11 protein-coding genes are annotated in these 8,037 nt (G+C 33.4%); 4 read left to right on the top strand and 7 right to left on the bottom strand.

What is annotated here, in order from left to right; translation table 11 throughout:
- Positions 1–75: 75 nt before the first annotated feature.
- From LE180_RS01655 to LE180_RS01625, 7 genes are all read right to left on the bottom strand, one after another.
- Positions 76–321, bottom strand: a complete 246-nt coding sequence (locus LE180_RS01655; protein WP_374133758.1) for a hypothetical protein — start codon at positions 319–321, stop codon at positions 76–78.
- A 185-nt stretch (positions 322–506) separates the two neighbouring features.
- Positions 507–788, bottom strand: coding sequence for a 30S ribosomal protein S20 (rpsT, locus tag LE180_RS01650; RefSeq protein WP_374133757.1), 282 nt, complete (start codon positions 786–788; stop codon positions 507–509).
- A gap of 535 nt (positions 789–1,323) precedes the next feature.
- The gene (locus tag LE180_RS01645) at positions 1,324–2,055 is read right to left on the bottom strand and encodes a ThiF family adenylyltransferase (RefSeq protein WP_374133756.1); all 732 of its coding nucleotides are present in this window, start codon (positions 2,053–2,055) and stop codon (positions 1,324–1,326) included.
- Between the two features lie 2 nt (positions 2,056–2,057).
- The gene (gene thiS, locus LE180_RS01640) at positions 2,058–2,261 is read right to left on the bottom strand and encodes a sulfur carrier protein ThiS (RefSeq protein ID WP_374133755.1); all 204 of its coding nucleotides are present in this window, start codon (positions 2,259–2,261) and stop codon (positions 2,058–2,060) included.
- Entirely contained in the window at positions 2,248–2,871 is a 624-nt protein-coding gene (gene thiE / locus LE180_RS01635) for a thiamine phosphate synthase (protein WP_374133754.1), read from the bottom strand. Before thiE ends, thiS begins: the two co-directional genes overlap by 14 nt.
- 8 nt (positions 2,872–2,879) lie before the next feature.
- Entirely contained in the window at positions 2,880–3,983 is a 1,104-nt protein-coding gene (thiH, locus tag LE180_RS01630; protein WP_374133753.1) for a 2-iminoacetate synthase ThiH, read from the bottom strand.
- A 3-nt stretch (positions 3,984–3,986) separates the two neighbouring features.
- Positions 3,987–4,763 carry a thiazole synthase gene (locus LE180_RS01625; protein WP_374133752.1) on the bottom strand — a complete coding sequence of 259 codons (777 nt, stop codon included), beginning with the start codon at positions 4,761–4,763 and terminating at the stop codon, positions 3,987–3,989.
- A 450-nt stretch (positions 4,764–5,213) separates the two neighbouring features.
- Here LE180_RS01625 and LE180_RS01620 point away from each other — a divergent pair, with 450 nt between their 5' ends.
- From LE180_RS01620 to rsfS, 4 genes are read left to right on the top strand one after another with little or no spacing between them, the layout of a single operon-like run.
- Positions 5,214–5,891 carry a tetratricopeptide repeat protein gene (locus tag LE180_RS01620; RefSeq protein WP_374133751.1) on the top strand — a complete coding sequence of 226 codons (678 nt, stop codon included), beginning with the start codon at positions 5,214–5,216 and terminating at the stop codon, positions 5,889–5,891.
- Entirely contained in the window at positions 5,884–6,486 is a 603-nt protein-coding gene (gene yqeK / locus LE180_RS01615) for a bis(5'-nucleosyl)-tetraphosphatase (symmetrical) YqeK (RefSeq protein ID WP_374133750.1), read from the top strand. The genes LE180_RS01620 and yqeK overlap by 8 nt, the downstream gene beginning before the upstream one ends.
- Positions 6,458–7,546, top strand: coding sequence for a LytR C-terminal domain-containing protein (locus LE180_RS01610; RefSeq protein ID WP_374133749.1), 1,089 nt, complete (start codon positions 6,458–6,460; stop codon positions 7,544–7,546). The genes yqeK and LE180_RS01610 overlap by 29 nt, the downstream gene beginning before the upstream one ends.
- Positions 7,533–8,027: a ribosome silencing factor gene (gene rsfS, locus LE180_RS01605; protein ID WP_374133748.1), complete on the top strand. Its 495-nt coding sequence runs from the start codon at positions 7,533–7,535 to the stop codon at positions 8,025–8,027. Before LE180_RS01610 ends, rsfS begins: the two co-directional genes overlap by 14 nt.
- Positions 8,028–8,037 lie beyond the last annotated feature (10 nt).

The following is an 8,037-nucleotide window of genomic DNA, read 5'->3' as shown; positions in this document are numbered from 1 at the left end:
ACCGCAAATTTTAACCGCTTTTCCATTAACTAATAAGCTCTTGTTTTACGCTAAATTTTGCCCGTTTCCTTGCTTTTAAACGCCTCCGAAATCCTTGCCATTGATACGGATAGCTGACATCCTGCTTGAAAGTCTGTCATCAATGTTTGAAAAGTCGGTTATTTGCATGTTCGTCGTAATCAGTATCCTACTCTTTTCTCGAGCGTCTCTTGTGTCTATAACGTCAAAAAAGTTACGCAAAAACTTCTGACTTTCTATAGTCTTAGCACTGAATAACCCGCTATCCAAATCGTCAAGAATTAAATACTTCGCATTAGTCACTGGCTGGTATTGAAATGGATAAAAGTGGCATACGGGAATATGAAGGAATTGCTGAAGATGGAAGGAATGAGGGTGAGAGATATAAGAGTTAGATGTTTTTCATGTCGCTCATATGTATGAAACTTAAGAAAACAAGAAAGCCACTGTTTTTAAAACAGCGACCTTTTCTTAGTTTTAATCAGAAATTATTTCTTTATTCCTGCTACAAGCTTAGATAATCTTGCCTTTTGGTTTGAAGCCGCTTTATGGTGTACTACGTTCTTCTTTGCTGCTCTATCCCATTGTGAAAATGCTACAGCTAATTGCTCCAATGCTACTTTTACATCATTGTTTTTCACGGCTATCTCAACCCTTTTTATTGCAGTCCTTACTTTGCTTCTAGTTGAGGCATTTCTGTCAGTTCTTTTCTTCGCTTTTCTTGCTTCTTTAAGAGCAGACGTATGCCTGCCTGTTTTAAGTTTTGCCATTTTACCCCATTCCTCCGAAATTTTGTTGCAAACATCGTACCTAACGACTAGAAATTATACATTAAACCTAACAACGTAGTCAAATTTTTTAGCATTGTAGTAAAGAGGACACAAGTCTTTAAATTACAAAACCTTACTTCATTATTCGCAACTACTTCACAATTTCCTAAAATGCGCATTATGTTGTGATATGCTAGATACGTTTGACAAATAGGAAGCAACAAATTACAACTAGTGTTACCAGTCTAGGTGGAATAGATTCACAGGCGACACTCAATTAATTGGTTTCACAGCGCGCAGTTTTCAGTAAAATTTGAGCATTGTAAAGGAAAGTCACACGATAAAGCAAAGAAAGATCACAAAAACAAAGAATAATATCAACTGATTGTATATAATTTCCTAGTTAGTTACGTGAATGTGTGTTGATTTTTTCTGTATTGCTCTTAGATTTATTTCTATATGCTAATTTTGATATTCTTAATGTAAGAGAACATCAGATATATATCCTGTAATTGGAGTTTAATTTACGCACGATTTATCGGCAAACCTCGCAAGTATTCTTTTTTAATACGTCTCTAACTCTGTAAGTATTTTCTATACCGTTAAAAATTAAAACTTTATTTTTTAAGCAATGTAGTCCTAAAATAAGTTTTATTGCTTCCAAAGCCTGCATGCAACCTATTGTCCCCGCTATTGCCCCAAGTATTCCAAATATTTTTGATGTTAGTTCTATTGACGGTTTAAAAGGATAAATGCATTGAAAACAGCTCGTATTTTCTTCTGGCACTATTGTAGTTAAAATTCCTTCAAATTCACATACGGCTCCGCATACGAGTGGGACAGAGTTTTTATAAGCTGCTGCATTTGTTAAATATCTGCTTGAAAAATTATCTACAGCGTCTATTACAACATCGTAATTTTTAAAAATATCTCCTGCATTGTCTTCGGTAAGTTTTTCAGAGTATGCTGTAATTTTAACGTCAGGATTAAATTTTTCCAGTTTTGATTTAGCGATATATGCCTTCTGATCTCCTATTTCTTCGGGTGTATAAAGAATCTGTCTGTTTAAGTTGCTAGGCGATACAAAATCAAAGTCGCATAAGCCAATATTCCCTACTCCTGCAGCGGCAAGGTATGTTAGCGCGGGACTACCAAGTCCGCCTGCTCCGCATACAAGAATTTTTGCATCAAAAAGTTTTTGTTGCCCGTCTTCACCAATATGTTTAAGCAATAGTTGTCTTTGATATCTTTCAATATTATTTTGCATTTTTATCCGCCGCCTACAAATCTCAATACTTCTAACGTGTCATGGTTTGTCAAAGTAATGTCTGCAATGCTTTCCGGATTTACAATTTCAAAATTGTATTCTACTGTTACTTCGATTGGGTTAATGTTATTGTCTTTTAGAAAATCAGCTACGGTTGTGTTGTCTTTTATTTCTTTGTTTTGTCCGTTGATTTTAACAGTAATCATGCATTATCTCCTGCGCTTTTTTTATAGTTAGCCCTATACTACTTGATGACGTTATCTCAGTTACCATGCAAATATTTTCAGGGCTGTGTCGGTAAACTTCTAAAAGATTTGAGAGTTTAATTCCTCCTATTGCAATTTTTGGAATTGCGATGTTTCTTACGCAAAAATCTAAATAATTTAATCCTACAGGATCAGTCGCATTCTCTTTTGTAAAAGTTTTATATATCGGACCAACACCTATATAATCTGCTCCTTGTTCTACTGCAAGAAGAGCTTGTTCTGGTGAATGTGTGGAAAGTCCTATTGTTATATTCTCTCCAGTAAGTTCTCTAACTTTTTTAAGAGGTATATCGTCTTGTCCTATATGAACGCCGTCGCTTTGTACGGCGAGCGCTATATCTATATCATCATTTACAATAAAAAAACAATCATGATCTAAAGTTAATTTGCGTATAATCTCACATTGTTTAAATTTCTCAAATTTGGATTTATATTTATCACGATACTGAAGAATTTTTATACCAGAATCAAGCATTTCTTTTACTACTACAATATTGTCCTTTCCGTTAGAAAAGTTTTCTGCCGTGATTGCATACAAGCCCTTTGGCATTTGTTTTTTCATAAAATTATCCAATCTTTCATTACAGGCTGATAGCCTTTTTGATATATCATTTCTTTTACTTCTTCAACAGTGGCTATATCGTTTACTTCAAATTGTCCGTCAAAATGCTCTTTTTTAGTGTAACCGCCGACTTCTGTGCTGGATGCCGCTGACATTTTAGTAATGCCTAAAGATATTAAATTATTTCTTAAATTGTTGCTTTCTCTGGTTGAAACTGTTATGTTGACGCGATTTATGAAAAGTCTTACTGCGCAAATTGCCTGAATAAGATTTTCATTTGAGATTATAGTTTTAGGATGATAAGTTCCCACAGCGGGGCGAAGTCTCGGGAATGACATTCCAATTTCTGCCGATGGAAATTTTTTCTGAAGATATTTTGCATGAACGCCTGCAAAAAATATCTCACTTGCAAAGTCATTTAATCCAAGCAGCGCGCCGACATTTAGGTTTCTAAAATTTGCTACTCCTGCTCTTTCGCAAGTTTCTAAACGATATTTATAATCTGCTTTGACTCCTTTCGTATGAAGAATTTTGTACAGATTTTCGTTATAGGTTTCTTGATAAATTGTCAGTCCATCGACTCCCGCGTCGGCAAGGGTTTTGTACCCATTTTCGTCTAAAGGATAAATCTCCATGTCAACGCCGTCAAAATATTTTTTTAATATCTCGATGCATTTTTTTAAATAAGCTAATGGTGTTTTTACGTTACTTTCTCCCGTTACAAGAAGAATATGGCGGATTCCATATCCTGAAATTATTTTACAGTTTTCTTCAATTTCTCCAAAAGAAAGAACTTCACGTTTAATATTGTTTGATGTTGAAAAACTGCAATAAACGCAATTATTTATACAGAAATTAGACACGTACAGCGGAGCATACAAAAGTATGCTTTTACCAAAATGCTTTAACGATATTTCATGAGCCTTTTGAGCTATATCTTCAATGTAGTTTAGCGCTTTTGACGACAAAAGATTTAAAAAATCCACTTCGTCTAAATTTTCTTTTTGTATGGAATTTTTTACCATTTCATCTGAAACATTTGCTACGTATTTTTCAAAATTAAATGTATTATATTTTTGTTTTATATCATAAAAAGTCATAATTTACTCCTTGTCTTGCAAGAAGCCTGTTAAGGGCGATGATGCTTTTGCTCTGTCTGACACTATTCCTATTTTTGCTAAAAACGCTTTCCTTCCTGCATTTACAGCGTCTTTAAAAGCCTCAGCCATTAAAACAGGATTTTGACTTGAAGATATTGCCGTATTTATCATCACGGCCGCACAACCAAGTTCCATACATTCGCAAGCGTCGGACGGTTTTCCAAGCCCCGCGTCGACTATTATAGGCAATTCAATTTCTTCAATCAAAATTTTTACCATTTCTCTGGTCTTTAATCCTTTATTTGTGCCTATCGGCGATCCTAGCGGCATAATTGCAGTAGCGCCCGCATTTTGCATGTCTCTAGCAGCATACAAATCTGCATTCATATAAGCAAACGCTTTAAATCCTTCTTTTGAAAGGACTTCACATGCTCTTGCCGTTTGATAATTGTCCGGCAACAAATATTTGTTGTCGTTTATAATTTCTATTTTAATTAAATCTGTTTTAGTCGCGGCTTTTGCAATGCGCGCTATACGCACAGCTTCGTCGACGTTTCTTGCTCCGGAAGTATTTGGCATAATGCGTATATTTTTAGGTATATAATTTAAAATATTTTCTTTTGGGTTTTCAAAATCAAATCTTCTTACGGCAACGGTCATAACTTGAGCCTCTGAAAATTCAATTATTTTGGGTATAAGCTCATTGTTTGGGAATTTACCGCTGCCTATAAAAATTCTGCTTTCTAAATCTATCCCTGCAATATTTAAAATGTCATTCATAGAACCTCCGAGTTAATTTACAGTTGACCACAGGCATAACCCCTACATAAAGGAATATAAAGTACAAATTCTATATTCACCGATGGTATCGCCCATGTCAGGTTCAAATGGTTAAAGGATTCAATCCTTCTCTCAGCATCGCACGGACAAAATATCAGTAGAAACGCCCATGAATGCTAAACTACGTTAGCAATGGTACCATAAAACTTTTAAATCCGCAAATTTTGTATTGATATTAACAATGTTTTAAGAGTTTATTCTAGAATGTCTTTATTGGGTAGAGTATGTTGGGTAGTAGTGTGAGAGCTTATTGCTATTTCTGACTCAAAATGATAATAAATGTCAATTAGGTTTGCTATATTTATTTTAAAACAACAGGAGGAATCTATGAAAAAAATTCTCAGCTTACTCATTGTTTGTTTTTGTTTCAGTACATGTTGCTATAAGAACATGTATCAAACACAGATAGATAATGCGGAAAAAAATTTTAAAGAAGGCAATTTTTCCAGAACTGTTGAAATATATGAAAGTCTTATACAAATAGAAAAAGTAAATAATCCATATATTTATTACAATCTCTCGAACGCATACTATAGAAATGGCAATTTAGGAAAAGCAATTCTCAATATAGAAAAAGCATTAAAACTCGCTCCTAGGGATAGTGAAATAAAAAGCAATGCTCAACATTTGCATAGCATTGCAGGAAATAACATGCAAAAAAATTTGGCAGATATTGTTTTGCAGCATTTTTCCTTGAAYGAGATAACAATAGCGTTTTCAGTTGTTCTAATTTTATTTATTATGTCGCTGTCTTTGCTTTTAATAAAAAGAAGTTTAATATTTAAAAAATTTACAGCAAGTTTAATTGTTTTTTTGATAGTATGTATTCCTCTTTTATGTCTGAAAGGGTGTGATGAGTTCTCCGTAAGAAAAGCGGTACTTGTTTCAACTTCAAGTATTAGAAGCGGCCCCGGAAATAATAACCCTGAAATATTTATACTCCCTGAAGGAAAAATTGTTTCCATCATTGCTAAGAGTGGAGATTGGGTCAATATAAAAATTGAATCTGAAAACGAAAAACTTCCCGGTTGGGTTAAAAGCAATGCAGTAGGAAGTGTAAATGAGTAAAATAAATAATATCAACATTGAAAAACAAATATTTGATTATTTATCGCAGCGCTTAAGTCCAAAACGGTATGAACATTCTTACAATGTTGCAATGCTTGCTATAGATATTGCCTCAAACAATTATGCAAACGTTTTAAAAGCGCAGACAGCGGGTCTTTTGCATGATTGCGCAAAATATATGTCGGATAGAGGACTTATTAGTCTCCTAAAAGATCATAAGAATTTTAAATATTTTAAAGAAATATCAAATGTTTCGCCACGGTTGCTTCATTCTTTTGCCGGAGCAATTGTTGCAAAAGAAAAGTTTGGAATAAAAGATAGTGACACTTTAAATGCAATAAGGAATCATACTTTAGGTAGGGCGAATATGAGCGTTCTTGAAAGGATCATTTTTGTTGCGGATTCTGCTTCTCTTGATAGAAAATGGATGCATGCCAAAAGAATTAGAAACTTAGCAAGAACAGATTTGGATAAGGCTTTTCTTGAAACACTTAAAAATAAAATAGAAAATGTTATTAATGATGGCAGTTGGTTGTGTCCGCAGACTGTGAACACGTGGAATTGGTATGTTTCAAACTATAAAAAAAATAATTAAGATAGTAGTTGTTATTAAGTGTGGTTTTATAATTTTGGTTTTAATTCCATCCATTTATGTATATAAGAACGATATTATCGCAAAAGATATTAAAGATAAAGGCAATGCTAGTTTTTCTGTTTTGATATACGGGACTGATAAGATGTTTTCTGAACGATTTGACGCGTACACGGCGTTGTATGACAAATCTACTAATATGTTTAAAATTTTGTCTGTGAATACTGAAGCAGTTGTCTTTAAGAAAAAAGAGAAAGCAAGAAGTTTAAAAACGCGATTTAATGAAAATGCGAAAAAAGATTTAGACAACGCCTTAAAGGTTTTTTACTCAGATTTGCATGAAATTTTAGGAACAACTGCCGATTTTGATTTTTATATTAATATCAATTTTGAAACACTTGATATTATGATGCGACATAACAAAAAATTAAAGTTAACGCTTTCACAAGATAATTTTGAAAATAAAGATTTAGAATCTTTAAATCGACTTGAAATGATGGAGCAGATTTTACATTTGATACCACATAAGATACTAAACATTTACAAAAATTATAAATTATTGGATACAAATATTCCGAAATTATCTTTTCTATCTTCAGCTGTAAGACTTAAATTTTTAAAACCTGCTATTATGTTTTGTGAATTACCTGTAAAATATACAAAAATGAGAGTTGAACCTGACAAACAAAACATTGAAGAATTTTTAGATAAAATATACCGCGTTAATGTAAGTTCGCAGATAAGTACAAGAGATTTACTTATTGATGTTAAAAATGCTTCAAAAAAACTGCGTATGGCGGAAAAAGCAACATGGCTTTTAAGAAAAAATAAGTTTGATGTTTTAGATTGGGGGACTTTCCCTATATCTTATGATAAAACCCTAATAAAAGATTGCAAGGGAAATTTTGAGCAGTCTTTAAGGATAGCAGAGGTTTTAAAAGCTGGAAAGGTTATTGTGTCGTACAACAATAAAATATATTCAGACATAAGCATATTCGTAGGTAGAGATTGTATGATTTATGACAATCTTGATAAGAAAGGGGACCGCAATGGCAAAAATTGATTTTTATGAGCTGGCTGTTAAATCTGCGCAGATAGCAGAAGATAAGAAAGCAATAGATACTATCATTTTAGATGTCCGCAATTTAACTGTGATTGCAAATTATTTTGTTGTAACTACAGTCCAATCAACCACGCAGATAAATGCAATATCTGCAGAAATTGAAAAAATTTTTAAGGAACAAGATATGAGACCGCTAAGAAAAGACGGGGTATCTTCTTCTACATGGAGAGTTGTAGATTACGGTGGAATTATTATACATGTTATGTCCCCGGAAATGAGAGCATCCTATAAATTAGAGACTCTTTGGGATAAAGCTAAACTTGTCGAGATTAAGAAGCAGAAAATTAAAGTTAAAAAGCAGGCTGTTGCAAAGAAATTAGAGAAACCAAAGGCAAAAACGGGAGCGCTAGTTAAAAGAGCAGTTAAAAAAATAGTAAAGAAAACTAAAAAGATTGTTAAGGGTAAAGCAAAAAAGAAATAAGAGACTGGCT

Origin of the sequence: Candidatus Endomicrobiellum pyrsonymphae (genome assembly GCF_020328025.1) — a bacterium.
Classification (GTDB): Bacteria; Elusimicrobiota; Endomicrobiia; order Endomicrobiales; family Endomicrobiaceae; genus Endomicrobiellum; species Endomicrobiellum pyrsonymphae.
The sequence above is the reverse complement of the archived record's forward strand: the minus strand, read 5'-3'. Positions and strand labels throughout refer to the sequence as shown.

What these genes read in the sequence shown, in the direction of transcription:
- rpsT (WP_374133757.1), bottom strand. Translation starts at nt 788, where the DNA reads ATGGCAAAACTTAAAACAGGCAGGCATACGTCTGCTCTTAAAGAAGCA.
- LE180_RS01645 (WP_374133756.1), bottom strand. Translation starts at nt 2,055, where the DNA reads ATGCAAAATAATATTGAAAGATATCAAAGACAACTATTGCTTAAACAT.
- thiS (WP_374133755.1), bottom strand. Translation starts at nt 2,261, where the DNA reads ATGATTACTGTTAAAATCAACGGACAAAACAAAGAAATAAAAGACAAC.
- thiE (WP_374133754.1), bottom strand. Translation starts at nt 2,871, where the DNA reads ATGCCAAAGGGCTTGTATGCAATCACGGCAGAAAACTTTTCTAACGGA.
- thiH (WP_374133753.1), bottom strand. Translation starts at nt 3,983, where the DNA reads ATGACTTTTTATGATATAAAACAAAAATATAATACATTTAATTTTGAA.
- LE180_RS01625 (WP_374133752.1), bottom strand. Translation starts at nt 4,763, where the DNA reads ATGAATGACATTTTAAATATTGCAGGGATAGATTTAGAAAGCAGAATT.
- yqeK (WP_374133750.1), top strand. Translation starts at nt 5,884, where the DNA reads ATGAGTAAAATAAATAATATCAACATTGAAAAACAAATATTTGATTAT.
- LE180_RS01610 (WP_374133749.1), top strand. Translation starts at nt 6,458, where the DNA reads ATGTTTCAAACTATAAAAAAAATAATTAAGATAGTAGTTGTTATTAAG.
- rsfS (WP_374133748.1), top strand. Translation starts at nt 7,533, where the DNA reads ATGGCAAAAATTGATTTTTATGAGCTGGCTGTTAAATCTGCGCAGATA.